The organism is Streptomyces sp. NPDC005811 (assembly GCF_040630405.1).
Taxonomy (GTDB): Bacteria; Actinomycetota; Actinomycetes; order Streptomycetales; family Streptomycetaceae; genus Streptomyces.
Genome location: NZ_JBEXXK010000033.1, coordinates 36,066 through 60,649, shown reverse-complemented (window position 1 = coordinate 60,649; position 24,584 = coordinate 36,066). Strand labels below are relative to the sequence as shown.

Here is a 24,584-nt window from a genome sequence, read left to right as displayed (position 1 = left end):
CCGCCCCGCTAGGGCCGCCAGAGCGGGTGTTCGCGTTCCGCCCACTCGCGGCTCACCGAGCCGGTGCGCATGCCGTGGCGGGCCTCCGGGTCGGCGAGGGCCATGCCGATGTGGCCGGCGAGGACCACGCCGATCGTGAGCGCGAGCCAGTCGTGGACGAAGGTCGCGCTGGTCCGCCACATGATCGGGGTGAGATGGGTGAACCACATCATGAGACCGGTGCCGAGCATCACCACCGTCGCCCCGGCGATCCAGGCCGCGTAGATCTTCTGCCCGGCGTTGAACTTGGCCGCCGGCCGCGACGCGGGCCGTCTGTCCCGGTGCAGCGCGGCACGCAGCCAGCGGCGGTCGTGCGGGCCGAAGCGGTTGAGGTGACCGAGGTCGGCGCGGAACGCGCGGAAGGCGAGGCCCCCGAGCACCGGCAGCGGCAGCAGGACGCCCGCGATCTCGTGGACGCGGACCACCAGCTCACGGCGGCCGACGAGTTCCGCGAGCTCGGGGACGTACAGGAAGGCGGCCGTGAGCACGCACACGCCCATGAGGAGGGCGGTGGTGCGGTGGACCCACCGTACGGCGCGGGTGAAGCGATGGATCCGGGTCATGGGCGGTGCCTCAGCTCGTAGGCTCATCGTCCCGCCCGTTCGAACGGCCGACCCAGGCGTCCACGTCATAGCCCCGGTCCTCCCAGTATCCGGGCTTCACGTCCTTGGTGACGGTGATGCCGGAGAGCCATTTGGCGGACTTGTAGAAGTACATCGGGGCCACGTAGAGGCGGACCGGGCCGCCGTGGTCGTGGCCGAGGTCCTTGTCCTGCATGCGCAGGGCGACCAGGACGTCCGCGCGGCGGGCCTGGTCGAGGGTGAGGCTCTCGGTGTAGGTGCCGTCGAAGCAGGTGAAGCGCAGGGCGCCGGCGCCGGACCGGACCCCGGCGGCGTCGAGGAGGTCGGCGAGCCGTACGCCCTCGAAGGCGGTGTCGGGCACCCGCCAGCCGGTGACGCACTGGACGTCCTTGACCATGCGGGTCTGCGGCAGCGCCCGGAGCTGGTCCAGGGTGTAGGTGGCGGGGCGGTCGACCAGGCCGTCGACGGTGAGCCGGTAGTTCGTGGCGTTCTTGTGCGGGACGGACGCGGCCACCGAGTAGTAGCGGAAGCCGCCGCCGTTGGGGAGCAGTCCGGTCAGGCCGGTGGGGTCCTTTCCGGCGGCGCTGCCGAGGAAGGCCTCCAGGCCGCGCTGGAGCGGGGGCGCGGCGACGACCCCCAGGGCGCCGAGGGCGAGGGTGCCGAGGAAGACGCGGCGGCCGACGGGGGTACCGCGTTCCTCGGGCTGTTCGGGGTTCACGTATCCATTCGAACACTCGCGGGCGGGGCGGGGCCAGGTTTCCCCGGAGCCGTCAGACTTCCGTCATCACTTCTTACCGGGCTCTCAGACGGGGGTCATCGGTGCGGGGCCTGGGCCGCCGCTGGCCCGAGCGCCACCGGCCCGAGCGCCGCCGCCCGCGCCGAGCGGAACGCCGGACCGGGGGCGCGGTCCGGGTAGGACCAGGGCTCGGGGGTGAGGTGGTCGCCGATGTGCTGGAAGAGGGCGGCCGCCTCGGCGCCCCGGCCCTCGCAGACCTTGGCGTGGGCGAGGAAGTTCAGGTCGACCAGCCGGCGGGGGTGGCCCTCGTGCTCCCACTCCAGCCACCAGTCGAAGGCGGCCTTCATCACGTCCCGGGCGCGGTCGTCGCGCCAGTGCCCGGAGGCGGCCGGGTCGGCGGGCGCGAAGCCGTGGCCGGCCAGGACGCGGTAGCGCTCGGCGTGCGCGACGACCGGCAGGATGGCGAGCGGGGAGTCCGCGGGCGCCTGCTCGGCGGCCCAGGCGGCGAAGTCGTACACCTCGTGCAGCGGGTCCGGGCCGCTCGCGGCACGGCGCTCGGCGAACCGGGCGACCATCAGGTGGTGCGCGTGGTGGTGGTCGCGGTGGCGGGCGCGGATCTCCTCGAAGATCCGTACGGCCTCGGCGCCGCCGTCGCGTTCCAGCAGGAGCAGGCCCAGCCAGGGCGTGGGGTCGGCGGGCACGTACGCGGCGGCGGCGCGGCAGGCCGTGCGGGCGACGCCCGCGTCCTCCCGGCCCCGCAGGGCGCGGCGGACCTGGGCGAGGGCGTGCAGGACGCGTCCGTCGGGGCAGCCGGGGTGCGCGAGGAGCCAGTCGTGCGCCCAGGCGGCGGCGTACGGCTCCTGGGCGAGGACGGTGAGGCGGTGGGCGCGCCGGTCCCAGTCGTCGCCCGTGTGGGCGAGCAGGGAGCGGGCGGCCTGCCAGCGGCCCTGGGACAACGCGGCTCGGGCGGCACCCAGTTCGGTGTCGTCGAGGGCCGGGTCGGGGGTCCGCGCGGCGGCGCGTCGTCGGCCGCGACGGGATGGTGGGGGTGGGGGTGGGGGTGGGGGCACCGCGGGACTTCCTCATCCTCCTCGGTGACGGCTCTGGCATCGGCCCGCGATCGGCCGATCACGCACAGCAAATCCCTCGTCACCGCCCGCGTCAAGGCCCGTGCGTCTGTGACAGGTGTCAACTACCGTGACGGACAAGGGACTTGAGAATGCGCTTGCCCTGGTGGGGGGTGCGGTGCGGGGGCCGGCGGCGAACCGGTGTGGCGTACGCCATGGCGCGGCCCGGCGGGAGCGCACACCATGGCTTTACGGCCTCCCGGGGGCATGCAGGGCGCTGGGAGGCTACAGTCGGCCACCTACGCACCCCGTCCGTGGCCCGACCGGATGATCGAGGTACGCAGCGTGTCGGTTCTGGTTCTTGTTCTCGCCGTGAGCGCCGCCTGTTGCCTGGGCTTCGGGTTCGTGCTCCAGCAGAACGCCGCCCAGAAGGCACCGCTCGGCGACTTCCTGTCGCCCCGGCTGCTGCTCGACCTGATCAAGGTGCCGCGCTGGCTGGGCGGTATCGGTCTGATGGTGGCGGGCATGGTGCTGGGCGCGATCGCGCTCGGGCAGGGCGAGGTCTCCCTGGTCGAACCGCTGCTCGCGACGAATCTGCTCTTCGCGCTCGCCCTGTCCCGCCACCAGACCCGGCAGCCGCTCGGCCGCCAGGGCTGGGCGGGCCTCGCGCTGCTCGCGGGCGGGGTGACCGCGTTCATCGTGGCGGGTCAGCCGCGCGGCGGCACCGCCGTCACCGATCCGCTGCGGCACTGGCTGATCATCGGCGTGATGGTCGGTCTGGCGCTGCTGCTCACCGCGTACGCCAAACGCTCCCGGCTCAGCTCGGGCCCGGTGCTGCTCTCCCTGGCGGCCGGGCTGCTCTACGGCGTCCAGGACGCCCTGACCCGGGTGAGCGGCCAGCGCTTCTCCGCGGGCGGGCTCGGCGAACTGTTCACCGGCTGGCAGCCGTACGCGGTGCTCGCGCTCGGGGTGACCGGTCTGGTGCTGGTGCAGAGCGCCTTCGAGACGGCCCCGCTGCGGATGTCGCTGCCCGCGCTGACCGCGGCCCAGCCGCTCGCCGGGATCGTCTGCGGGGTCGGATTCCTCGGCGACCGGCTGCACACCGACACCGGCGCGCTGGCCTGGGAGGCGGCGGGGCTGGCCGCGGTGGTCGCGGGGATCGTGCTGCTCGGCATGCATCCGGCGATGCCCTCGGGTGTCGTACCGCGGGAGCGGGTCAGCAGCCTCCAGACCCAGTAGTCCCGGGGCGGCCGGTCCCGGCGCCGGCGCGCGGCTGCTTGGATGGGCGTATGAGCGCTGCTGACGAGATCCTCGACATCGTCGACGAGAACGACCGGGTCGTCGGACAGGCCCCGCGGGGGCGGGCGTACGCCGAGGGGATGCGGCACCGGTGTGTGTTCATCCAGGCCCGGGACGCCGAGGGCCGTCTGTTCGTGCACCGGCGCACCCCGGCCAAGCTGGTCTTCCCCTCGCTGTACGACATGTTCGTCGGCGGGGTGGTCGGGGCGGGCGAGGCCTACGACGAGGCCGCCCTGCGCGAGGCCGAGGAGGAGCTCGGCGTGAGCGGGCTCCCCCGCCCGGAGTTCCTGTTCAAGTTCCTCTACGACGGCGGCGCCCGCGGGAGCTGGTGGTCGGCGGTCTACGAGGTCCGCTGCGAGCTGCCGGTCAGCCCTCAGGTGGAGGAGGTCGCCTGGCACGCCTTCCTGCCCGAGGAGGAGGTCGAACGGCGGCTGCCGGAGTGGGAGTGGGTGCCGGACGGGTTCGCGGCGTACGAGCGGCTCAGGGAGTACCGGGCGGCGCGCTGACCAGGGCGGAGCGCGGCGGCGGGGGCGCGCCGTTGCCGCCGGTGAGCGGGCTGCCGCCCGGTCCCGGCCAGTACGGGCTCTCCCAGAAGGGGTGGTCGAGGAACCGCCCGGCCGCGGCGGGGGCCGCCCGCGGAGCCACGCCGACGGCGACCAGCGCGGCGGCTATCCGCTCCAGGGCCTCCTCGACGGGCGTCTCGGCGTCGCCGTACGCGGGCAGCAGCAGGAGCAGCCGACGGTCCGGGTCGCCGACCCCCTCGGCGTCCGCCGGTGCCGCGTGGGCCAGGGCGACCAGGTCCGGCCAGGACAGCCCCGGGCCCCGGAAGTGGCCCTCGATGGCCGCCAGCTCCCGCTCGCGGGGCCGGGCGGGGTCCGTGAGCAGGTAGTCCGTGCCGGAGTCGTCAGGGGCGTTGCGGTGCACCACCCATACCGTCCGCCCCCGCGGCAGCGGTATCCGGTACGCCGGCCACACGTCCGTCGCCTCGTACAGCGCCTCGGCCGCCGCGTCCACGTCCGCGTGGTCCGCGCCGAAGGGCTCCGGATCGTCCGCGAAGGCGTCCCAGACCGGGCCGTAGTACGCGGGCCAGAACCCGGGCAGGCCGAGGAGGTGCTCGGCGGGGGCGATGCCGTGCCCGGGCGTCGCGTACCCGGCCAGTGCCGTGGGGTGGTCCAGGAGGTCCATGCCCGAAACCGTAACGGGAGGCACTGACAACGCCCCCGCGAGAGCCGCCGGGTAGGGTCCTGGGCGTGATCGCCTTCGTACGGAACGTCCGGCTGTGGTTCGCACCCGAACAGGTGCGAGAGGAGGGCAGCACCCCGGACTACCGGTTCTCGCTGGCCAACGAGCGCACCTTCCTGGCATGGCTGCGGACCGCGCTCGCGCTGATCGGCGGGGGCTTCGCGGTGGACCAGTTCCTGCCGGACCTGCGCTGGGGCTGGCGGGTCGGTCTCGCGCTGGCGCTGCTGGCGGCGGGCGTGCTGTGCTCGCTGCGCGCGGTGAACCACTGGATGCGCTGCGAGCGGGCGATGCGCCGGGGCGAGGATCTGCCGGCGTCCCGCTTCCCGGCGCTGCTGAGCGTGGTCGTCGCGCTGGTGGCGGTGGCGATGGTGGTCGTGGTGCTGCTCGGCTGGGCCGGATGAGCGGGGCGGGCGGGGCTGCGGACCGGGATCCGGGGCTCCAGCCGGAGCGGACGCGGCTGGCCTGGCGGCGGACGACCCTGTCGAGCACCGTCGCCGCCGTGCTCGCCGTGAAGACCGCGCTGCACGGCGGCGCCGCGGCGGCCGGGATCGTCGCCTGCGCCCTGGTCTGCGCGCTGTGGCTGGCGTTCCTGCTGCTCGCCCACCGCCGGATCCGCGCCCTGGCGGCGGCCCCGGCGCCGCCCGCACTCGCCCCGCGACAGGCCGCCCTCGCGGTGCTGTGCGCGGTGGCGACGGCAGCGTGCGCGGCGGCGCTGGTGGTCTAGGGCCTGTCGTTTGGATCATGCCGCGCCTAGCGGAGTGTGGCACGCACTCCCCCAGAGGGGGGACCCCCAGCCGCGTTGTCGTCGGCCCCCGACTCCCCCACGCTCGGCTGCGCTCGCGCGGGAGGAACCCCCATCGCGTCGCCGCCCTCCTCCGCCTCGCAGCCGCACGCACCACACCCCGCTCGGGTCGGCCGAGACGCGACGTCGGCCCAGCCGACCTGATCCGAACGACAGGCCCCGGCGTCGGGCGTCGGATCAACCGGCGTGCTCGTCGTCGCCCTCGTCGTCCCACGGCACCGTCACCACGATCTTGCCGCGGGTGCGGCCCTCCTGGCTCAGCCGGTGGGCGTCCGCCGCCCGCTCCAGCGGGAACGTCTCGCTGACATGCACCGAGACCACGCCCTGTTCGACCAGCTCCGCCAGCCGGGTGAGGTCCTCGGCGTCGGGCCGTACGAAGTAGTAGACGCCCCCGTAGCCGACGACCTCGCCGTCGGCGATCGACGCCAGACGGCCCTCCGGGGCCAGCAGTTGGGCGGAGACCTTCAGCGTGTCGCCGCCGACGGTGTCGAACACCGCGTCGACCCCCTCGGGGGCCAGCCCGCGCATCCGTTCGGCGAGACCCTCGCCGTAGGTGACCGGTTCGCCGCCGAGCGAGCGCACGAAGTCGTGGTTGGCCTCGCTCGCCGTGCCGATCACCCGCGCGCCGACGTGCCGGGCGAGCTGGACGGCGATCGAGCCGACGCCGCCCGCGGCCGCGTGGACGAGGACCGTCTCGCCGCGTCGGACCTTCAGCACCCGGGTCAGCACCTGGAGGGCGGTGAGGCCCGTCAGGGGCAGTCCGGCCGCCTCCTCCCAGCTCAGGTTGTGGGGCTTGCGGGCGAGCGTGCGCACGGGGGCGGCGACGAACTCGGCGAACGTCCCGCGGGAGAGGAAGTCCTCGCGGACGTATCCGACGACCTCGTCCCCGGCCGTGAACTCGGAGACGGCGACCCCCGGCCGGACGACCACACCGGCGACGTCCCAGCCGGGCACCACCGGGAAGACGGCGTCGAGCACGGGGTCCACGTAACCCTCGCGGCACTTCCAGTCGACGGGGTTCACGGCCGCCGCCCGGACCCTGACCAGCACCGCGTCGGGGCCGACCTTGGGGTCGCGGACCTCGCCGTACTCGAGGACCTCGGGACCGCCGTAGCGGCTGTAGCTGATGCCCTTCATGTCACCGACCCTCGGGGGTGATCGCACACCGCGCAACCGGGATACCCAGGGGAAGAGACGGCCGGGGCGACCGGAAGGGCGACCGGAATTCGCCCGCCACGGCCCGTCCCGCTTCTGCCCGGGCGGCCGTCGGCCTAGGGTGGGCCCGATCACGTCGCGCGCCACCACTGGACTACATACCGACCGGTCGGCATGATGGGCGGGTAGCCTTCACCCGTCCGTAGGAGCGATGTCATGAGCCCCGACCACCCGCCAGGTCTCGACCTCGACCGGCTGCGCGCCCTGCTGGAGCGCGAGCGCCCCGGTCTGGTCGCCGGGCCCCTCACCGGCCGGCTGATCGAGGGCGGACGGTCGAACCTCACGTACGAGATCGGCGACGGCACGGGCAAGTGGGTCGTACGGCGGCCCCCGCTCGGCCATGTGCTGGCCACGGCGCACGACATGAAGCGGGAGCACCGGGTGATCAGCGCCCTGCACCCGACGGACGTGCCGGTGCCGCGTCCGGTGCTCCTGTGCGAGGACGAAGAGGTCCTCGGCTCGCCCTTCTACGTCATGGAGTTCGTCGAGGGCACCCCGTACCGCACGGCAGCCGAGCTGGCCCCGATCGGCGCGGAGCGCACCCGGGGCGCGGTGCTGTCGCTCGTGGACACGCTGGTGGAGCTGCACGCGGTCGACCCGGCCGAGGTGGGTCTGGCCGACTTCGGACGCCCCGAGGGCTTCCTGGACCGCCAGCTGCGCCGCTGGGGCAAGCAGCTGGACGCCTCCCGCAGCCGCGACCTGGCCGGGATCGACGAGCTGCACGCGGCGCTCGGGCGCGCCCTGCCCTCCTCCCCCGCCCCGGCCGTGGTGCACGGCGACTACCGGCTGGACAACGTCCTGATCGGCGACGACGACCGGATCAGGGCGGTCCTCGACTGGGAGATGTCCACGCTCGGCGACCCGCTGACCGACCTGGGCCTGCTGGTGATGTACAGCGTGCCGCTCCGGCTGCCGGACTCCCCCATCTCCACGACCGCGGCGGCCGCCGGTCACCCGTCACCGGCGGAGCTGATCGAGCGGTACGCGGCGCGCTCGGGGCGCGACGTCTCGGCCGTCTCCTGGTACACGGCGTTCGCCTGGTTCAAGCTCGCCGTGATCCTGGAGGGCATCCACTACCGGTACACGCTGGGGCAGACGGTCGGGCGCGGCTTCGACCGGATCGGGGAGCTCGTCCCCGTCTTCATCGAGCACGGACTGACCACTCTCCAGGAAGGCTGACCGCCATGGACTTCGCGTTCGACGCGCGCACCGAGGAACTGCGCGGGAAGCTGCTCGCCTTCATGGACGAGTACGTCTACCCGGCCGAGGCGGTCGCGGAGGAGCAGCGGGCCGCGCTGGCGTCCCCCTGGGACACGCCGGCCGTGGTCGAGGAGCTGAAGGAGGAGGCGCGCAGGCAGGGCCTGTGGAACCTCTTCCTGCCCGACTCCGAGTACGGCGCGGGGCTCACCAACCTCCAGTACGCGCCGCTCGCCGAGATCACCGGCCGCTCCCCGCAGCTCGCGCCCACCGCCCTGAACTGCGCCGCTCCCGACACCGGGAACATGGAGGTGCTCACGCAGTTCGGCGACGAGCAGCAGCGGAAGCAGTGGCTGGAGCCGCTGCTGGCGGGCGAGATCCGCTCGGCGTTCGCGATGACCGAGCCGGAGGTGGCCTCCTCCGACGCCACCAACATCACCACGCTCATCCGGCGGGAGGATGGGGGCACCTCCCGCTCGAGCGGAGCCGAGAGTGGGGGAGAGTACGTCATCAACGGCCGCAAGTGGTACATCTCCGGCGCGATGAACCCGGACTGCAAGATCTTCATCGTGATGGGCAAGACGGACCCCGAGGGCGCGGACATCCGCCGGCAGCAGTCGATGGTGCTCGTGCCGCGCGACACCCCGGGCGTCACGGTCAAGCGGGCCATGCAGGTGTTCGGGTACGAGGACCACTACCACGGCGGTCATGCCGAGGTGATCTTCGACGACGCGCGGGTGCCGGTGACGAACCTGATCGGCGAGGAGGGCGGCGGCTTCGCGATCGCCCAGGCGCGGCTCGGTCCGGGCCGGATCCACCACTGCATGCGGCTGATCGGCATGGCGGAGCGGGCGATCGAGCTGATGTGCCGGCGAGCGGTGTCCCGGACGGCGTTCGGCAAGGCCCTCGGTCAGCAGGGTGTGGTGCACAACTGGATCGCGGACGCGCGCGTGACGGTCGAGCAGCTGCGGCTGCTCGTGCTGAAGACCGCCTGGATGATGGACACGGTCGGCAACCGGGGCGCCCACACGGAGATCCAGGCCATCAAGATCGCGACGCCCCGCGCGGTCGTCGACATCATCGACCGGGCGATCCAGCTGCACGGCGCGGGCGGGGTCAGCCAGGACTTCCCGCTGGCCGAGCTGTACGCCGGGGCGCGCACGCTGATGATCGCGGACGGCCCGGACGAGGTGCACCAGCGGTCGCTGGCACGGCGTGAGCTGAAGAAGTACCTGTAGGGCACGCGGTAAGGGGCGGTCGCCACGGCGGCCGCCCCTTACCCGTACCTCCTGCGCCTTACGGTCGCAGCGCTCTCAGCAGCAGGTCCGCCAGGTGGTCGGCGACCTCCTGGGCGCCCATCGGGCCGTCCGGGCGGTACCAGGTGGACAGGTGGTGGACGGAGCCGAAGTGGTAGTCCACCACCAGGTCGGCCGGGGTCGCCGTGGAGAACACGCCGGCCTCCTGGCCCTCCTCGACGAGCGCGCGGAAGCGTTCGTGGTAGCGCCGGCGCTCGGCGCGGACCTGCTTGTTCTTCTCGGGGCTCAGATGGTGCATCGAGCGGAAGAAGATCATCGCGTCGTCGAGGTTCTCGATCGTGGTGACGACGACGTCGGCCGCCGCGCCCCGCAGCCGCTTCTCGATCGGCTCGTCGGCGTCCGCGAAGGCGTCGAGGCGCTCCTGCTGGACGCGGAGCACGCGCGCGTACACCTCGTGCAGCAGATCGTCCTTGGAGCCGAAGTAGTGGTACAGCGCTCCCTTGGTGACCCCGGCCGCCTCGACGATCTCCTGCACGGAGGTCCGGTCGTAGCCCTGCTCGGCGAAGAGCCGGGTGGCGGCGGCGAGGAGCCGTTGCGGAACAGGGGCCTCCGAGCCGTCCGTCGTCCTGGGCACTGCCGCCACCTGCCTTCCTTCTCGTTCTACCGGTCGTGCGTGCGGGAACGCAGTTCCCGACGGAGGATCTTCCCACTCGCCGTCTTCGGCAGGTCGGGCAGGATCTCCACCTGGCGGGGGTATTTGTAGGCCGCCAGTCTGTCCTTGCAGTAAGCCGCGAGCGTATCGGCATCCGCGTCCGTGCCGGGACGCAGGCTGATGTACGCCTTGACGGTCTCGCCGCGGTAGCCGTCGGGCACGCCGACGACGGCGGCCTCGCGCACGGCGGGATGGGTGTACAGCACGTCCTCGACCTCACGCGGCCAGACCTTGAAGCCGGACGCGTTGATCATGTCCTTCTTGCGGTCGACGACGTACAGCCAGCCCTGCTCGTCCATGAACCCGATGTCGCCGGTGCGCAGTTCCCCGTCGGGGAAGGTCTCGGCGGTCGCGTCGGGCCGCCGCCAGTAGCCGGGGACGACCTGCGGCCCCCGGACGACGATCTCGCCCTGTTCCCCGAAAGGCACCTCCTCGCCGCGGTCGTCGAGGATGCGGACGACGGTGTCGGGGCCCGGCAGGCCCACGGCGAGGGTGCCGGAGGCCGGGTCGACGGGCGCCTCGTGCTGGGGCGGGACGGAGGCGCAGGGCGCGGTGCACTCGGTGAGCCCGTAGCCGTTGCGGATGTACGGCCCGAAGCCCGCCCGGAACCTCTCCACCAGGGCCGGCGGCACGGGGGCGCCGCCGGAGGAGATGTTCACGAAGGAGGAGAAGTGCTCGCGGGTCGCGGCCGGGTGGGCGGCGAGCGCCATGAAGGCCGTGGAGGGGCCGACGGTGTAGTGCGGCCGGTGCTCGGCGAACGCCTCCAGCACGACGCCGGCCTCGAAGCGGTACGTCAGCACCAGGGTGCCCGCGCTGTTCAGACAGGCGCCGAGCTGGCAGACCATGCCGGTGATGTGGAACAGGGGCGCGAGGGCGTAGTAGACGGGCGCCTCGGGCAGATGGAGTCCCCTGCTCTGCCGCTCGGCGTTGGCCATGATGTTGCCGTGCGTGTTGGTCGCGCCCTTGGGGGTGCCGCTGGTGCCCGACGTGTAGCTGATCAGGGCGATGCCGGCGGGGGCGAGGTCGGGGACCTCGGGCGCGCGGTGCCCGGCGCGGGCGACGGCGGTGAGGTCGTCGGCGTCCGGGGCCTCGGGCAGCCGCTCGAAGGTCAGCACGCGCGCGTCGCCGCGGGTCTGGAAGTCCAGCTCGCAGGCGGTGAGCACGATCCGCACCGGCGAGCCGGCCGCCGTCTCGCGCAGATACGACTCCCAGGCCCGGTCGGAGCAGACCAGCGCGGCCACCTCGCCGTCCCGCAGGACGTGGGCGACCTCCCCCGCCTTGTACATGGGGTTGACCGGGACGACGACCGCGCCCGCCTTCCAGGCGCCGAACAGGGCGAGGACGAAGGCCGGGGAGTTCTGGAGCAGGACCGCCACCCGGTCGCCGCGCTCCAGGCCGCGCGCGGCGAGGTGCCCGGCGACGGAGTCGCTGAGCTCGTCCAGCTCGCGGTAGGTGAGCCGTCCGTCGAAGTAGGCGAGGGCGGTGCGGTCCGGGGCCTCGGCGACGGACCGGCGCAGCGCCTCCACCAGGGAGTCGGCGGGGTCGATCGGGGCCCGCTGGACATCGTCGAGCAGGGCCACCCAGGGCTTGGCCGCGTAGTGGGAGGCGGTCATCCGGCGGCCTCCCACTTCTGCTGGAGATGGTTCATGTTGCCCAGCCAGCGGTCGGGGTCGGCGGCGCGCGCCTGGTAGAAGGCGGCCACCTCGGGGTGCGGCAGGATCAGGAACCGGTCCTCCTCGATGCCCTTGAACAGGGCGTCCGCCACGTCCTCGGGCTCGATCGCGGTCGGCTTGAGCACCAGGTCGCCCGCGCTGCCGGTGGCGTCCAGCATGTCGGTGCGCACCCCCTGCGGACAGATCGCGTGGACCTTGATGCCACGGTGGCGGTAGGTGAGCGAGAGCCACTCGGCGAAGGCGTAGGCGCCGTGCTTGGTGACGCTGTACGGCGCGGCGCCGATCATCGTGAGCAGTCCGGCGGCGGAGACGGTGGAGACGAACCGCCCGCCGCCCCGCTCCAGCCAGTCCGGCAGCAGCGCCTCGGCCGCCCGCACATGGGCCATCACGTTGACGTCCCAGGCCTGCGCCCACACGGACTCGCCGGCCGCCTCGGAACCGCCGGAGGCGACCCCGGCGTTGGCGCAGTAGACGTCGACGGTGCCGCCGAGCGCCTCCCGGGCGGGGCCGACGATCGCCGAGGCGTCCCCGGGCACGGCGGTCCCGCCGATCTCGTCGGCGACGGCGCGTGCCCGGCCCGCGTCCAGGTCGTTGACGACGACTCTGGCCCCCTCGGCGGCGAACCGCCGGGCCAGCGCGGCCCCGATCCCGCCTCCGGCCCCGGTGACGACGACTCCAGCACCCTGCACGGCAACCACCATCGGTCTCCTTCGACACGACGCGACACGGCTCAGCAGAGCCCAGACTAACCGGTCGGTATGTAGCAGGAAAGGGCCCGCTGAAGGCGCCCCGAAAGGGGCGCGGGGAACTGCGCGACAAGCCACAACGAACCCGCACCCGAAACACAACCCATGACGTATGGCCAAGTTCACCGGTTAGCAGGACGATACGCCGCACATCGCACAACCCCGGGGGACGGGAGCGGAGCCACATGGCACAGCCGACGATGAGCGTGAGCCCGTACTGGGAACTGACCTTCGACGCGGACGGCGACACGGACACCGCACAGCGCGACCGCCTGCTGACCGGCGTGAAACAGCGGAAGATCCGCGACCTGATCCTGTTCTCGCACGGCTGGAACAACGACCGCGACGCCGCCACCCGCCTCTACAGCGGCTTCTTCGCCCCGATCCCCGCCCTCGCCCCGCCCGCCGCGAGGATCGGCTACGCGGGCGTGGTCTGGCCGTCGATGCGCTTCTGCGACGAGCCGATCCCGAACTTCCCGCACACCGCGACGGCGATCGCGACCCCGGGCCTGGACGACGGCACCCGGCACGCGCTCCTGGAGACCTTCCCCGGCCGGGCCACGGTCGTTGAGAGCATCGCGCGGCTGCTGGTGCAGCGGCCGCCGGAGGCGAGCGAGCTGGAGGAGTTCGGCCGGCTGGTGCGGGAGCTGGTGGACGCGGTCCCGCCGGGCCCGCAGGCGCCGTTCGCCGCCGACACGCTCGCCGAGGGCGTGCCGCAGGACGAGCCGGAGATGTTCACCGGGTCGACGGCGACGGCCTGCACCGCCTTCGCGGAGGCCCTGGCCGGCCTCGACGGCGACGGCGGGGTCCGCGGCTTCGCGCTGCCCAACCCCTGGGACGGGGCGAAGGAGCTGCTCCGGCAGGCGACGTACTACGCGATGAAACGGCGCGCGGGGACGGTCGGCGAACGCGGGCTCGGACCGCTGATCGGACGGCTGGCCGAGGCGGCCCCCGGGGTGCGGGTGCATCTGGTGGGGCACAGCTTCGGCGGACGGCTGGTGTCGTTCGCGCTGCGCGGGCTGCCGGAGGGGGTGCGCACCGTGAAGTCGGTGACGCTGCTCCAGGGCGCGTTCTCGCACTACGCGTTCGCCGCGCAAGGGGTGCTCCAGGGGCATCAGAACCGGATCGACGGCCCGCTCGTGTGCTGCTACTCGCGGTTCGACCAGGCGCTGAGCACGATGTACCCGCTGGCCTCCCGGATGGCCGACGACGACCGGGGGCTGATCGGGGAGGTGCTGGGTGCCAAGTGGGGCGCCATGGGCCATGACGGGGTGCAGTCGGTGCCGGACACGCGCGCGTACCGGCTCGCCGAGGTGCTGGCCCCCGGCGGGCTGCCGACCTCGGGGTGCGTGAACGTCGACGCGGCCGAGGTGGTCCGGCGGGGCGGGGCGCCGGCCGGGGCGCACAGTGACATCGTGCACCCCGAGCTGGCGCGGGTGGTGCTGGCGGCGGGCCGCATCACCTAGGACGCGACCCGCCGTCGTGACCGGCCGTAGTGGACCGGCCGTCGTACCGCTTACCGGTGGGACGTGAACTCGACCACCTGCTGGAAGGTGGGCCGGTTCTGCCAGCTGATGTTGTAGTGCTTGATGCCGCCCAGGGTGCGCTGGACGATCGAGTCGGCGCACCACTGGTCGCCCGCCGAGCACAGGGTGTCACCCGGGTAGACCTGGGCCGCGGTCTTGCCGGCCGCCGTCTTCAGGGTGCTGATCAGGACGTCCCGGCAGCCGCTGAGCGTGCCGCCGCCGCAGTACTTCTGCGTCAGCCCGCCCTGCACCGTCTGGCCGAGCACGGCCCGGATGTCCTTGTCGACATAGCTCCACCAGCCGTACTGGAAGGAGCTTCCGGCGTGCGCCCCGGTCGGGCCGTGGGCGGCCGACGGGGACTCGTCGATCGGCAGGTTGGCGGTGAACGCGGTGTACAGGTCGGTGCCGAGACCGGGTTGGAACTCGCCCTGCACCAGCAGCGGCCACCAGGCGTCCAGGATGCGGATCGCGTCGGCGTTGGCGTACGTCTTCGAGCCAGCCGAGGTCTCGGTGCGCTTGCCGCCCGCGGTCAGCCAGGTCTGGAGCTTGGTGACCGCCGCCGCGGCCGTGGAGTCGGTGACCGTGGAGCTGTTGATCACCTTCAGCAGGTTGGGCAGCACGTCCTCGGCGCGCAGATCGGCGAGGGAGGCGTCCGCCATCGCCTTCACCAGGGACGCCCGGGTGACCCCGCCGGCCGCGACCAGCGCCTTGACCCGGCTCTCCAGGAGGTTGCCGCGGTGCACGGAGCCGTCGCCCCAGGAGGCCGTGGTGTAGTTCAGCGCCTGTTTGTTGTTCCAGGAGATGTAGTAGTCCTGGTCGATGGAGTTGGGGTGCTCGGCGGCCGTGGTGTAGGTGGCCGTGTTGGTGGCCGGCACCCAGTTCTTCCACTCGTACGCCGCCTGCGCCCACACCGGGAACTCGGAGTCGACGCCGGTCGCGCGCACCGGGTTGTCACCGCTGTTGTAGTACGCGGTGTGCGTGGAGTCGGCGTAGAACCAGTTGAAGGTGTAGTTGATGTGCTGCACCGCGCTCTGGAACGTCTGCGGGCTCTTGACGTAGTCCGGGTCGTTCAGCATCTGGAAGCCGATGATGGAGTCGGCCTCGTGCATGAACGACGAGCGCAGGGTGGTGTAGGCGACCTTCTTGCCGCCGACGGTCGCCCGGTACTCCACGGGGCCGTACTTGGTGCGGTACACCCGCATCGTGTACGAGCCCGCCGCGGTGCTGTCGGCGGTGGTCGGCTTCCAGGAGTTCTTCTGCTCGACGACGTCCATGGCCGTGCAGGTGCCGTGGTACAGGTAGTGGTAGTCGTCCTGGCACAGTTCGACCGCGTAGGAGTCGATGATGTCCTGGCCGGAGGTCGTGGCGGACCACGCGTAGTCCTGGCCGCGGCCCAGTTCGACGTACATGCTCAGCCCCGCGAAGGAGGCGCCGCGGGCGCTGATGCCCGGGCCCTGGATCTCCTGGAGCATGAGCAGCTGCGGGGCGAAGTAGCCGGTCTGCGGGCCGAAGACGGCGATCGGGTGGCCGCTCGCGGTGTACTTGCCGCTCACGACGAGGGCGTTGGACATCCCGCGCCGGGCCGAGCTGAGGGCGGTCGCGGTGGCCGCCGCGGCGGTCGCGGAGGCGCTCTGGTCGGCGCCGGTGCCGGTGGCGTCGTAGACCAGCGGCTGGGTGCCGACCGTTCCGGAGTCCGGCAGCGCCTGGCCCTGCGCGGTGTCGGGCTTGGCGCCGTACGGGAAGCTCTCGCCGTTGTGGACGGTGAGGACGGCCTCGGGGTCGTTGCGCTCGCGGAACGCCTCCCAGGCCTTGGTGCCCTCGGTCACGCCGTACTTCTCCTGCGCCTCCAGCAGCGAGATGGCGTTGTTGACCTCGCCGCCGCCGCCGGAGCCGAAGAGGGCGCCGATCACCGAGGCCAGCGCCACCAGGTCGGTGATCTTGAAGTGGTCGATGGTGCCGGCGTTGGTGATTGAGTCCTTGTGGCCGGTCAGGACGTACTCACCGGGGAAGTAGCGACCGCTGTCGGAGGCGTCGATGTAGGCGTTGATGCCGTCGAGGTAGGCGTTCGCGTCCGTCAGGGCCTGTTGGCCGCGGGTGCCGTTGTTCGCGACGGCGTTGTCGATCTGGGCCTGGAGGTCCGCCTCGGTGTACGGAGCGTTGCGCCAGAACTGCTGCTCGAGCCCCTGGTTGGAGGGGGCGCCGCCGGCGAAGGTGGTGAGCTGGCCGCGGCCGACGTGGCGGAAGACGTCCATGAGCCACAGCCGGTCCTGGGCGGCGGCATACCCGGCGCCGAACTCGGTGCCGTATCTGGTGGTACCGGTGATGTGCGGAACGCCCGTCTTCTTGTCGCGGACGATCGTCACATCGCTGCGGCCGGCCGGACTCAGGGTGGAGGCGACTTGATCGGAAGCGACACCGAACGACGCGTCGTTGAAGAAGGTGTTGATCGTGGCGTTGGTGAGGCCGGAGTAGCCCTTGGCCAGGTTGGCGTAGGGGCCGAGCTGGTCCTCGGCGTGGTCGGGCTGGGTGCCGAAGGCCTGGTTGAGCAGGATCTGCGCGAGGGTGGCGTTGCCGTTCTCGCCGGGCGGCAGGATGTCGGAACACTGGCCGCCGCAGTAGTCGTTCGCCGCGGTGACGTCGGCCGCGGCGGCGGCCGTCTGGGCAAGGGGCGACAAAAGACCGGCAATGAGGGCGCATACGGATGCGGTCTTCAGGAACCCGGGGAATCTGCCGGGAGTTCTCAGTCTGTCGAGAGTGAAGCGGGGGGTTCGCCGTGGCATCGGCTGCTCCTAGCGACGCGGGGGAATCGGCGGAAGGTTACCGGCGGTATCCCCGGGATTGAAGATGAACATGCGTCAAGTTTTCGGCAGGTGGGGGGCGATGAAGATCGGAGGGAGCCGAATCGCATGTCGATACGTCTATTCGACGACGTCCGTACGACGACGCCGAAGTGACCGAAGTACAGGTGCAGATGTGACGGAGGTGCAAGGCGATGGCGGGTTTCCGGAGTCTGGCGAGACAGGCGCGAGACGCTCGGTGCGATCTGGCACTGCGGCGTTACTCGCTCCGCAAGTGCCTTGAGCGGTTCGCTCCCTACGGGCACAGGGCGACCTGGGACCATCTGAGCTCCCGGGCCGGGTTCGGACCCGAGGACCGCTCCCCCGACCCGGCGCGGCTCGTGGCCGCGTTGGACGAGCTGGAGGAGGCGCGGGCGGTCTGGCTGGCCTACCAGGTCGAGTTCGCCGAGCGCCGCAAGAAGGAGAAGCACGACGGGCTGCGCAGGCCGGGCAGTGTCGACGACTGGCACCGGCTCACCTGGGGCGGCTTCGGCGTGGCGTGGTGCGACGACCCGCGGGTCCACCCCCGCGCGCCGCTGGCCGAGGTGCTCCGCCGGCTGATCAGCGCGCTGGAGCGCGAACCGGGCCACTCCTGCCCGGTCTGCGGGGGCGAACGCCTCCAGTGGAAGTACGACCTGGACCACGAACCGTCGTCGGGTCCGGTCTGCACGGACTGCGGCATCCTCGTGCCGCGGCCCGTCCTCACCCCCGAGGCGCTGGCGTACGCGCGGCGCGGACGGCTGCTGGTGTCGGTGTCGGCCTGAGGTCCCCCTGAGAGCACGGGAGCACGAGCACAAGAGCACAACCGGGGGTGCGCCGGGGATGCCGCACCCCCTTCGGGTACCCGATGCCGGTCGGCGCCCGGGGCTCAGTCGGCGGCGGAGGGGGCGTACCAGTACGGGTGCGCCCAGCGTGCGTCGTGGGGCAGGGCCAGGAGTTCGGCGCGGAGCGCGAGATCGGGCCGACCCGCCGTGCGCAGGCAGGCGGGAGCGCGTGCGGCGAGCCAGGCCTGGAGCGCGGCGAGGACGGCGGGCTCGTCGTCCGGGACCCACCAGGAGAACGGCAACTCGTCGAAGACCAGTTCGGACTCCCATCGCGCGGCGCAGTCCGCGAGGTGCGCGTCGGCGACCGGGCCGGGCTCCCAGCGCTCGAGGAGCGGGGCGAGGCTGTCGAGGATCAGGGCGCAGGTCTCGAACGTGTACGCGACCGGGTACGGCGGAGTGGGCGTGGCAAGGGTGTCCTGCCACCAGGCGAGCACGAACGCCTCTATCGCCGCCGCCTGTTCGGCCGGCCAGGTGCGCCAGGCGACCCGGGCAAGGCCGGGGACGCCCCAGCCGATGCCGTCCAGAGTGCCGTCGGCGATGGCGTGCGCGGTCTGGGGCAGCAGGCGACGCATGGATGCGGCGTGGTCGTCGAAGTGGCCGGGGCCCTCGAAGACGTACATCCGCAGAACGTCCGGGGGAACACGTGTGTACGGGGTGCGCAGGTAGGTGGTCTCCTCGGGCAGGTGACAGAGTGCGCAGCCGGTCTCGTGCGGGCTGGCGAAACCGTTGAAGACCGTGTCGATGTCCGCGAGGGCGGCGGCGAGGGCCGTGGAGGGCATGGGGGGTCGTCCTGCCGGGACTCCGTGCGCGACGGCTGCGCGAGGGCGCGGCCGCCGGCCGAAGAGCGCGACGTTACCAGTCCCTAATCGACTGGCTCCATCCCTATTCCCGCAAGGAGAGTTGGCGGCGATGAAACCGAACTGACGAACCCAAGGAGCCCCTCGATGTCGACGCTGCGCGTCACCGCCGAAGTCCTGACCGTGCACGAGCACCCGAACGCCGACGCCCTCGAACTGGCCCAGGTCGGCCTGTACCGGGCCGTCGTCGCCAAGGGCGCGTACCGCACCGGTGAGGCGGCCCTCTACATCCCCGAGCAGGCGGTGCTGCCGCAGGCGCTGGTCGAGGAGCTGGGGCTGACCGGACGTCTGGCGGGCGGCAGGTCGGACCGGGTGAAGGCGGTGCGGCTGCGGGGGGAGCTCTCGCAGGGGATCGTGTGCCGGCCCGGCGCGCTGGCGGAGGTCGATCTGCTGCGGGCGGCCTCGGAGGGCACCGACTTCGCGGAGCGGCTGGGCATCGTGAAGTGGGTGCCGCCGATCCCGCCGACCATGAGCGGGGACGTCGAGGCGGCGGCGGATCTGCTGCCGTGGGTCGACATCGAGAACATCCAGCGCTACCCCGGCATCTTCGAGCCCGGCGAGCCCGTGGTCCTCACCGAGAAGCTGCACGGCTCGGCCTGCCTGCTGACGTATGTCGCCGGCGACGAGCGGGTGTACGTGTCCTCCAAGGGCTTCGGCGCGAAGTCGCTGGCGCTGATGGAGGATCCGCGGAACCTGTACTGGCGGGCGGTGCGCGGACACGGCGTCGCCGAGGCGGCGGCCCGGATCGCCGAGCGGCTCGGCGCGCGGCGGGTCGGTGTCTTCGGGGAGGTGTTCGGCGCGGGGGTGCAGGACCTGACGTACGGCGCGGACGGACGGCGCGAGACCCTCGGGTACGCGGTGTTCGACGTGTCCGCGGAGGTCGGCGGCGTGGTGCGGTGGCTGGACACGGCGGAGGTGACGGGGCTGCTGGAGGGCGAACTCCCGCTGGTGCCACGGCTGTTCGAGGGGCCGTACGACAGCGATGCCGTCCTCGGGATCGCGACCGGCCGGGAGACCGTGTCCGGACGCGGGCTGCATCTGCGGGAGGGCGTGGTGATCCGCCCCGCGACCGAGCGGTACAGCCCGGTGACGGGCGGCCGGGCGATCGCCAAGGCGGTGAGCGGGGCGTACCTGACCCGGAAGGGCGGGACGGAGTACGAGTGAGGGGACGGGACCGTCCCCACCCCTCTACTTGCGGCGTTCGCCCAGCAGGCGCGACCCCGTGAGGCGGTCGCCGAAGACGTCGTCCGGGTTGGACAGCACGCAGGTGTCCAGGGAGAGGCAGCCGCAGCCGATGCAGTCGGTGAGGTGGTCGCGGAGGCGGTTGAGCTGCTGGATGCGCCGGTCCAGTTCCGCCCGCCACCGCTCGGAGAGCCGCGCCCAGTCCTCGCGGGTGGGCGTGCGCTCCTCGGGGAGTTCGAGCAGCGCCTCGCGGATCGTGGCGAGGGGGATCCCGACCCGCTGGGCGGCGCGCACGAAGGCGACCCGGCGGAGCGTGTCGCGGTGGTAGCGGCGCTGGTTGCCCGCGGTGCGGCGGCTGGTGATCAGCCCCTTGGACTCGTAGAAGTGCAGCGCGGAGACGGCGGCACCGCTGCGTGCGGCGAGCTGCCCGACCGTGAGCTCGTGGATCTTCTCGGGAATCTGGGGCACCCCTCGAACCCTACCGCCCCCGTCCGCTACCATGCTAAGCAGTCGCTTAGCAGATGAGACCGCGCGAGAGGGCCCGAGACGACATGGCAGAGCCGAGGATCTTCACGTCCGCCGAGGAACTGAGGGCGGCGGTGGGCGAGCAGCTGGGGTACACCGACTGGCTGGAGATCGACCAGAAGCGGATCGATCTCTTCGCCGACGCCACCGGCGACCACCAGTGGATCCACATCGACCCGGAGAAGGCCGCGGCGGGCCCGTTCAGGACGACGATCGCCCACGGCTATCTGACGCTGTCCCTGCTGCCGCTGTTCGGGCCGCAGCTGATCACCGTCGAGAACGTGAAGATGGGTGTCAACTACGGGACGAACAAGGTGCGTTTCCCCTCGCCCGTCCCGGTCGGCTCCCGGCTGCGCGCCACGGCGACGATCACCGGCGTCGAGGACGTCACCGGCGGCGTCCAGGTCACCGTCGCCTTCAGCGTGGAGCGCGAGGGCGGGGACAAGCCGGTGTGCGTCGCGGAGTCCGTCTCCCGCTACTACCTCTAGCCTCACCGCCCCCGAGGGGCGCGGCCCCTACTCCGCCGCGCCCACCATCCGCAGCACGAGGTCGGCGTAGAGCGCGCCGACCTCCTCGGGTGTGCGGGGACCGTCGACGTTGAACCAGCGGGCCACGTCGATGCACAGGGAGAGCACGGCGAGCGTGGTGCCGTGCACGTCGATGACCTGGAACTCCCCCGCCGTCACCCCGTCCTCGATGATCCCGCGCACCTCGGCGTCGACCTGCCGGCGCAGCCCGAGGATCTCGGCGCGGGCCTCGGGACCGAGGGCGTCGAGTTCGTACTGGACGACCCGGGCCGTGGTGCGCCGCCCCGCGTGCCAGCGGACGAAGGAGCTCACGGCCTCCGCGAGCCGCCGGGTCGCGCTGCCCTCACCGGCCGCCGCCGTGCGCAGGATGTCCAGCGCGCGGTCGTGGCCGATCCGGCTGATGCGGTGCAGCAGCTCTTCCTTGGTCTTGTAGTGGATGTACAGGGCGGCCGGGCTCATGCCCGCGCGTCCCGCGATGTCACGGGTCGTCGTCGCGTGGTAGCCGCGTTCCGCGAAGGCCTCCACGGCGGCGACGAGCAGTCGCCGGGCCGCGTCAGGGGTGACCTCGTCCCACGGCTCGATCTCGCCGCCGGCCGTCTCCTGAGCCGTACTCATCCCTCGCTCGCCCCTCTCGGTACAGTCGCCCCACCATACCGCCGAAGGTGAGCGGCCGCTTAGAGTGGCCGCTCAGCCAAGGGGAAACCCTCGGATCCCGTTCGGATCCCGTAGCGCGCTCAGATCTTCTCGAAGGGGTCGTGCTCGGCGAGCAGCTTCTCCAGCCGGGCCTGGTCGACGCGGCTGACGATCGCCCCCGCCTCCTGCCGGTCACGGATCACCTTGGCCAGGGTGAAGGAGGAGGTCACCAGGTACAGGACCGCGACGGCCAGGAACGCGCGCACCCAGGCGTCGGCGTTCATCCGGTAGATCCCGATGGCCGTGGCCGCCATGGCGACGGCGAAGGACGCGACGGCCTGCCCGTAGAACGCGGCCGTGTTCTGTTGTTTGACCGGTGTGTCACTCATGGGCGACAGCATCCCGACGATGTGGCGCGCACCACATCCGTACGGGTACTCAGACGGATACTCAGAACGCCGACACGCCCGTCAGCGCCCGCCCGATGACCAGCTTCTGGATCTGGCTGGTGCCCTCGTACAGGGTCATCACCCGGGCGTCGCGCAGCAGCTTGCCCGCCGGGTACTCGTCGATGTAGCCGTAGCCGCCGAAGACCTGGAGGGCGTTGTTGGCGGCACGCACGGCGGCCTCGGAGGCGAAGAGCTTGGCCTTGGAGGACTCGACGGCGAACGGCAGCCCGCGGTCGATCAGATCGGCGACCCGCCAGGTCAGCAGCCGGGCCGCGTCGACGTCCACGGCGATGTCGCTGATCAGCTCCTGGATCAGCTGGTGATGGGCGATGGACCTGCCGAACTGCTCGCGCTCGCCCGCGTACCGCACGGCCGCGTCCAGCGCGGCCTGGGCGATGCCGACACAGCCCGCCGCGACCGACATCCGGCCCTTGGCGAGGGCGGACATGGCGACCGAGAAGCCCTTGCCCTCCGCGCCGAGCAGGGCGGACGCGGGCACCCGGACGTCCTCCAGGACCAGCTCGGCGGTGGCCTGGCCGCGCAGACCGAGCTTGCCGTGGACGGTGCGGCGGGTGAGGCCGGGGGTGTCGGCGGGGACCAGGAAGGCGGAGACGCCCCGGTGGCCGGGGGCGTCCGTGGAGCGGGCGAACAGCAGGACGACGTCGGCCCAGGTGCCGTTGGTGATGAACATCTTGCTGCCGTTGATCACGAACTCGTCGCCCTCCCGGACCGCCCGGGTGGCGAGGTTGCCGGCGTCCGAGCCGGTGCCGGGCTCGGTGAGGCCGAAGCAGCCGATGAGCGCGCCGGAGGTCAGTCCGGGCAGCCAGCTCCGCTTCTGCTCCTCGCTCCCGAAGGACGCGATCGTCTTCGCGACCAGCCCGAGCGACACGGAGACGATCCCGCGCACGGACGAGTCACCGCGCCCCAGCTCCTCCGTGACCAGGCAGTACGCCAGATGGCCGCCGCCGGATCCGCCGTACTCCTCGTCGATCGTCAGCCCCAGGAAGCCGACCTCGCCGAGCTTCTTCACGATGCCCCGGTCCACCTCCTCGGCGCGGTCCCAGGCGACGACGTGCGGGGTGATCTCACGCTCGACGAAGTCCCGGGCCAGTCGCCGTACGGCCTCCTGCTCGTCGTCGAGCCCCAGATGCACCACGAGATCACCTCACTTGAAAGCCGGACATTTAAATTAGCACTGCTAGTTTCCGATCGCAGCCCTACTATGTGCGCCATGGCCCGACCGCGCAAGCCCCTCCTCAGCACCGACCGGATCGTCGAGACCGCACGGACGCTGGTGGACGCGGAGGGCCTGGCGGCCGTCTCCACCCGCCGGCTCGCCGCCGAACTCGGGGTCAGCGGGCCCTCGCTCTACAACCACTTCCGCACCAAGGACGAGATCCTGGAGGCCGTCGCCGACTCGGTGAGCGCCCAGATCGACCTGTCGATGTTCGAGGACGGCCGCGAGTGGCGGACCGCGCTGCACGACTGGGCGGTCTCCTACCGCGCCGCCCTGCGCGACCACCCGAACATCGTCCCGGTCCTCGCCCAGGGCCCCGGCCGCCGCCCGGCCGGGCTCCGGGTCGCCGACGCCGTCTACGGCGCGATGGTCGCGGCCGGCTGGCCGCCCGCCCAGGCCACCTCCATCGGGGCCCTGATGCGCTACTTCATCATGGGCTCGGCGCTGGGCTCGTTCGCCGCCGGCTTCGTGGACGACGCCGAGGCCTACGACCCCGCCGACTACCCCCACCTGGGCCAGGCCCACCTCCTGGCCGAACAGCAGGAGAAGATCGACGAACGGGCGTTCGAGACGGGCCTGACGGCATTGCTGGACGGCCTGGCGTCGCAACACCGTCACCTGTCCTGACCTCACCCGCGACACTTCGGCCCGCACCGAACAGTCCGTCCCCCATCCTGGACGACATGACCACCAGGGACGCGAGGGCACCCGGCCTGGCCGCCCTCGCCGCACTCGTCGCCGACGAGACGCGCGCCACCTGTCTGCTCGCCCTGCTCGACGGCAGGGCCTGGACCGCGGGCGAACTGGCCCGACACGCCGAAGTGGCGCCCTCCACCCTCAGCGAGCACCTGGGCAAGCTGGTCCACGGCGGACTCCTGACCGAGGAACGGCAGGGCAGACACCGTTACGTCCGTCTCGCCGACGCCCGTGTGGCCCAGCTCGTGGAGGACCTGGCCGCCCAGGTCGCCCCGGACCCGGCCGTGCGCCCCCGGACGCTGCGGGCGGCGAACGCCGGCTCGGCGATGGCGCGCGGCCGCACCTGCTACGACCATCTCGCCGGACGCCTCGGCATCGCGGTCACCGACGCGCTCACCGCGCGCGGGCTGCTGCGCCAGGACACCGGCTTCGCGCTGACCGACGCGGGGCTGCGCTGGTTCGCCGGCGCCGGCATCCCGCTGGACCGGGCGGGCCGCCGTCCGCTGGCCCGGGCCTGTCTCGACTGGACCGAGCGCCGTCCGCACCTCGCCGGTGTCGCGGGCGCGGCCCTGTGCCGGCACGCCCTCGACGCGGGCTGGTGCGAGCGGATCGGCTCCGAGCGGGCGGTCCGGGTGACCGCGCGGGGCGAGCGCGCCCTGGCGGAACTGCTGGACATCCGGCGGAGCGCGTTGCGCTGAGCGGCGCGGGAACCCGAACCTCCCCGTC

At 72.4% G+C, this 24,584-nt stretch carries 26 protein-coding genes; 12 read left to right on the top strand and 14 right to left on the bottom strand.

Translation table 11 applies throughout. The features are described 5' to 3' along the window. Window positions 1-8 precede the first annotated feature (8 nt). The 3 genes from ABZ490_RS31230 to ABZ490_RS31220 all read right to left on the bottom strand — a co-directional run bounded on the left by ABZ490_RS31230 (window position 9) and on the right by ABZ490_RS31220 (window position 2,426). Complete coding sequence (locus ABZ490_RS31230) at window positions 9-629, bottom strand: cytochrome b/b6 domain-containing protein (RefSeq protein WP_358997313.1); 621 nt, start codon at window positions 627-629, stop codon at window positions 9-11. Further along, window positions 613-1,338, bottom strand: coding sequence for a molybdopterin-dependent oxidoreductase (locus ABZ490_RS31225; protein WP_358997310.1), 726 nt, complete (start codon window positions 1,336-1,338; stop codon window positions 613-615). Before ABZ490_RS31225 ends, ABZ490_RS31230 begins: the two co-directional genes overlap by 17 nt. A 95-nt stretch (window positions 1,339-1,433) precedes the next feature. Further along, window positions 1,434-2,426, bottom strand: a complete 993-nt coding sequence (locus ABZ490_RS31220; RefSeq protein ID WP_358997307.1) for a hypothetical protein — start codon at window positions 2,424-2,426, stop codon at window positions 1,434-1,436. Window positions 2,427-2,768: 342 nt separating this feature from the next. On the opposite strand from ABZ490_RS31220, the gene ABZ490_RS31215 reads away from it, so the two are divergent. Together ABZ490_RS31215 and ABZ490_RS31210 are read left to right on the top strand one after the other, a co-directional pair. After that, complete coding sequence (locus ABZ490_RS31215; RefSeq protein WP_358997304.1) at window positions 2,769-3,662, top strand: DMT family transporter; 894 nt, start codon at window positions 2,769-2,771, stop codon at window positions 3,660-3,662. A 50-nt stretch (window positions 3,663-3,712) separates the two neighbouring features. Further along, window positions 3,713-4,228 (top strand): NUDIX domain-containing protein, encoded by a 516-nt coding sequence (locus ABZ490_RS31210; RefSeq protein ID WP_358997301.1) that lies wholly within the window; start codon window positions 3,713-3,715, stop codon window positions 4,226-4,228. Here the strand turns inward: ABZ490_RS31210 and ABZ490_RS31205 are convergent. Then, window positions 4,203-4,907: a hypothetical protein gene (locus tag ABZ490_RS31205; protein WP_358997298.1), complete on the bottom strand. Its 705-nt coding sequence runs from the start codon at window positions 4,905-4,907 to the stop codon at window positions 4,203-4,205. The two genes, ABZ490_RS31210 and ABZ490_RS31205, sit on opposite strands and share 26 nt — an antisense overlap. Before the next feature lie 65 nt (window positions 4,908-4,972). On the opposite strand from ABZ490_RS31205, the gene ABZ490_RS31200 reads away from it, so the two are divergent. Next, on the top strand, window positions 4,973-5,365 hold the full coding sequence (locus ABZ490_RS31200; protein ID WP_133913533.1) for a DUF202 domain-containing protein: 393 nt from the start codon (window positions 4,973-4,975) through the stop codon (window positions 5,363-5,365). Next, window positions 5,362-5,688: a DUF202 domain-containing protein gene (locus ABZ490_RS31195; protein WP_358997295.1), complete on the top strand. Its 327-nt coding sequence runs from the start codon at window positions 5,362-5,364 to the stop codon at window positions 5,686-5,688. The genes ABZ490_RS31200 and ABZ490_RS31195 overlap by 4 nt, the downstream gene beginning before the upstream one ends. A 255-nt stretch (window positions 5,689-5,943) precedes the next feature. Here the strand turns inward: ABZ490_RS31195 and ABZ490_RS31190 are convergent, their stop codons facing one another. Then, entirely contained in the window at window positions 5,944-6,903 is a 960-nt protein-coding gene (locus tag ABZ490_RS31190; protein WP_358997292.1) for an NADP-dependent oxidoreductase, read from the bottom strand. Between the two features lie 234 nt (window positions 6,904-7,137). Between ABZ490_RS31190 and ABZ490_RS31185 the strand changes: the two genes are divergently transcribed. Both ABZ490_RS31185 and ABZ490_RS31180 read left to right on the top strand, forming a co-directional pair. Beyond that, window positions 7,138-8,160, top strand: a complete 1,023-nt coding sequence (locus tag ABZ490_RS31185) for a phosphotransferase family protein (protein ID WP_358997289.1) — start codon at window positions 7,138-7,140, stop codon at window positions 8,158-8,160. A 5-nt stretch (window positions 8,161-8,165) separates the two neighbouring features. Continuing rightward, complete coding sequence (locus tag ABZ490_RS31180) at window positions 8,166-9,416, top strand: acyl-CoA dehydrogenase family protein (protein ID WP_358997286.1); 1,251 nt, start codon at window positions 8,166-8,168, stop codon at window positions 9,414-9,416. Window positions 9,417-9,474: 58 nt separating this feature from the next. On the opposite strand, the gene ABZ490_RS31175 is transcribed toward ABZ490_RS31180, so the two are convergent. The 3 genes from ABZ490_RS31175 to ABZ490_RS31165 are packed head-to-tail and all read right to left on the bottom strand — an operon-like array spanning window position 9,475 to window position 12,520. After that, entirely contained in the window at window positions 9,475-10,068 is a 594-nt protein-coding gene (locus ABZ490_RS31175) for a TetR/AcrR family transcriptional regulator (protein WP_067250669.1), read from the bottom strand. A gap of 26 nt (window positions 10,069-10,094) precedes the next feature. Further along, a complete protein-coding gene (locus ABZ490_RS31170; protein WP_358997283.1) occupies window positions 10,095-11,759 on the bottom strand; it encodes an AMP-binding protein in 1,665 nt (554 codons plus the stop codon). Next, window positions 11,756-12,520, bottom strand: a complete 765-nt coding sequence (locus ABZ490_RS31165) for an SDR family oxidoreductase (RefSeq protein WP_358997280.1) — start codon at window positions 12,518-12,520, stop codon at window positions 11,756-11,758. Before ABZ490_RS31165 ends, ABZ490_RS31170 begins: the two co-directional genes overlap by 4 nt. Before the next feature lie 230 nt (window positions 12,521-12,750). Between ABZ490_RS31165 and ABZ490_RS31160 the strand changes: the two genes are divergently transcribed. Beyond that, complete coding sequence (locus tag ABZ490_RS31160) at window positions 12,751-14,031, top strand: serine-threonine protein kinase (protein WP_358997277.1); 1,281 nt, start codon at window positions 12,751-12,753, stop codon at window positions 14,029-14,031. A gap of 50 nt (window positions 14,032-14,081) precedes the next feature. Here the strand turns inward: ABZ490_RS31160 and ABZ490_RS31155 are convergent, their stop codons facing one another. Continuing rightward, window positions 14,082-16,871: a penicillin acylase family protein gene (locus tag ABZ490_RS31155; protein ID WP_358997274.1), complete on the bottom strand. Its 2,790-nt coding sequence runs from the start codon at window positions 16,869-16,871 to the stop codon at window positions 14,082-14,084. Between the two features lie 212 nt (window positions 16,872-17,083). Between ABZ490_RS31155 and ABZ490_RS31150 the strand changes: the two genes are divergently transcribed. Next, window positions 17,084-17,692 (top strand): hypothetical protein, encoded by a 609-nt coding sequence (locus tag ABZ490_RS31150; protein ID WP_358997272.1) that lies wholly within the window; start codon window positions 17,084-17,086, stop codon window positions 17,690-17,692. A 104-nt stretch (window positions 17,693-17,796) separates the two neighbouring features. Here the strand turns inward: ABZ490_RS31150 and ABZ490_RS31145 are convergent, their stop codons facing one another. After that, a complete protein-coding gene (locus tag ABZ490_RS31145) occupies window positions 17,797-18,531 on the bottom strand; it encodes a hypothetical protein (protein ID WP_358997270.1) in 735 nt (244 codons plus the stop codon). Between the two features lie 165 nt (window positions 18,532-18,696). On the opposite strand from ABZ490_RS31145, the gene ABZ490_RS31140 reads away from it, so the two are divergent. Beyond that, window positions 18,697-19,773: an RNA ligase (ATP) gene (locus tag ABZ490_RS31140; protein WP_358997267.1), complete on the top strand. Its 1,077-nt coding sequence runs from the start codon at window positions 18,697-18,699 to the stop codon at window positions 19,771-19,773. Window positions 19,774-19,797: 24 nt separating this feature from the next. On the opposite strand, the gene soxR is transcribed toward ABZ490_RS31140, so the two are convergent. Then, window positions 19,798-20,259: a redox-sensitive transcriptional activator SoxR gene (soxR, locus tag ABZ490_RS31135; RefSeq protein WP_358997264.1), complete on the bottom strand. Its 462-nt coding sequence runs from the start codon at window positions 20,257-20,259 to the stop codon at window positions 19,798-19,800. Window positions 20,260-20,342: 83 nt separating this feature from the next. On the opposite strand from soxR, the gene ABZ490_RS31130 reads away from it, so the two are divergent. Further along, window positions 20,343-20,804 (top strand): MaoC family dehydratase, encoded by a 462-nt coding sequence (locus ABZ490_RS31130; protein WP_358997261.1) that lies wholly within the window; start codon window positions 20,343-20,345, stop codon window positions 20,802-20,804. A 27-nt stretch (window positions 20,805-20,831) separates the two neighbouring features. On the opposite strand, the gene ABZ490_RS31125 is transcribed toward ABZ490_RS31130, so the two are convergent. The 3 genes from ABZ490_RS31125 to ABZ490_RS31115 form a co-directional block, all read right to left on the bottom strand. Then, a complete protein-coding gene (locus tag ABZ490_RS31125; protein WP_358997258.1) occupies window positions 20,832-21,458 on the bottom strand; it encodes a TetR/AcrR family transcriptional regulator in 627 nt (208 codons plus the stop codon). A gap of 119 nt (window positions 21,459-21,577) precedes the next feature. Beyond that, complete coding sequence (locus tag ABZ490_RS31120) at window positions 21,578-21,865, bottom strand: YiaA/YiaB family inner membrane protein (RefSeq protein ID WP_358997256.1); 288 nt, start codon at window positions 21,863-21,865, stop codon at window positions 21,578-21,580. Between the two features lie 61 nt (window positions 21,866-21,926). Continuing rightward, on the bottom strand, window positions 21,927-23,078 hold the full coding sequence (locus tag ABZ490_RS31115; protein ID WP_358997466.1) for an acyl-CoA dehydrogenase family protein: 1,152 nt from the start codon (window positions 23,076-23,078) through the stop codon (window positions 21,927-21,929). Between the two features lie 69 nt (window positions 23,079-23,147). Here ABZ490_RS31115 and ABZ490_RS31110 point away from each other — a divergent pair, with 69 nt between their 5' ends. After that, window positions 23,148-23,789 (top strand): TetR/AcrR family transcriptional regulator, encoded by a 642-nt coding sequence (locus ABZ490_RS31110; protein WP_358997253.1) that lies wholly within the window; start codon window positions 23,148-23,150, stop codon window positions 23,787-23,789. Between the two features lie 56 nt (window positions 23,790-23,845). Beyond that, window positions 23,846-24,556: a helix-turn-helix domain-containing protein gene (locus tag ABZ490_RS31105; RefSeq protein ID WP_358997250.1), complete on the top strand. Its 711-nt coding sequence runs from the start codon at window positions 23,846-23,848 to the stop codon at window positions 24,554-24,556. Window positions 24,557-24,584 lie beyond the last annotated feature (28 nt).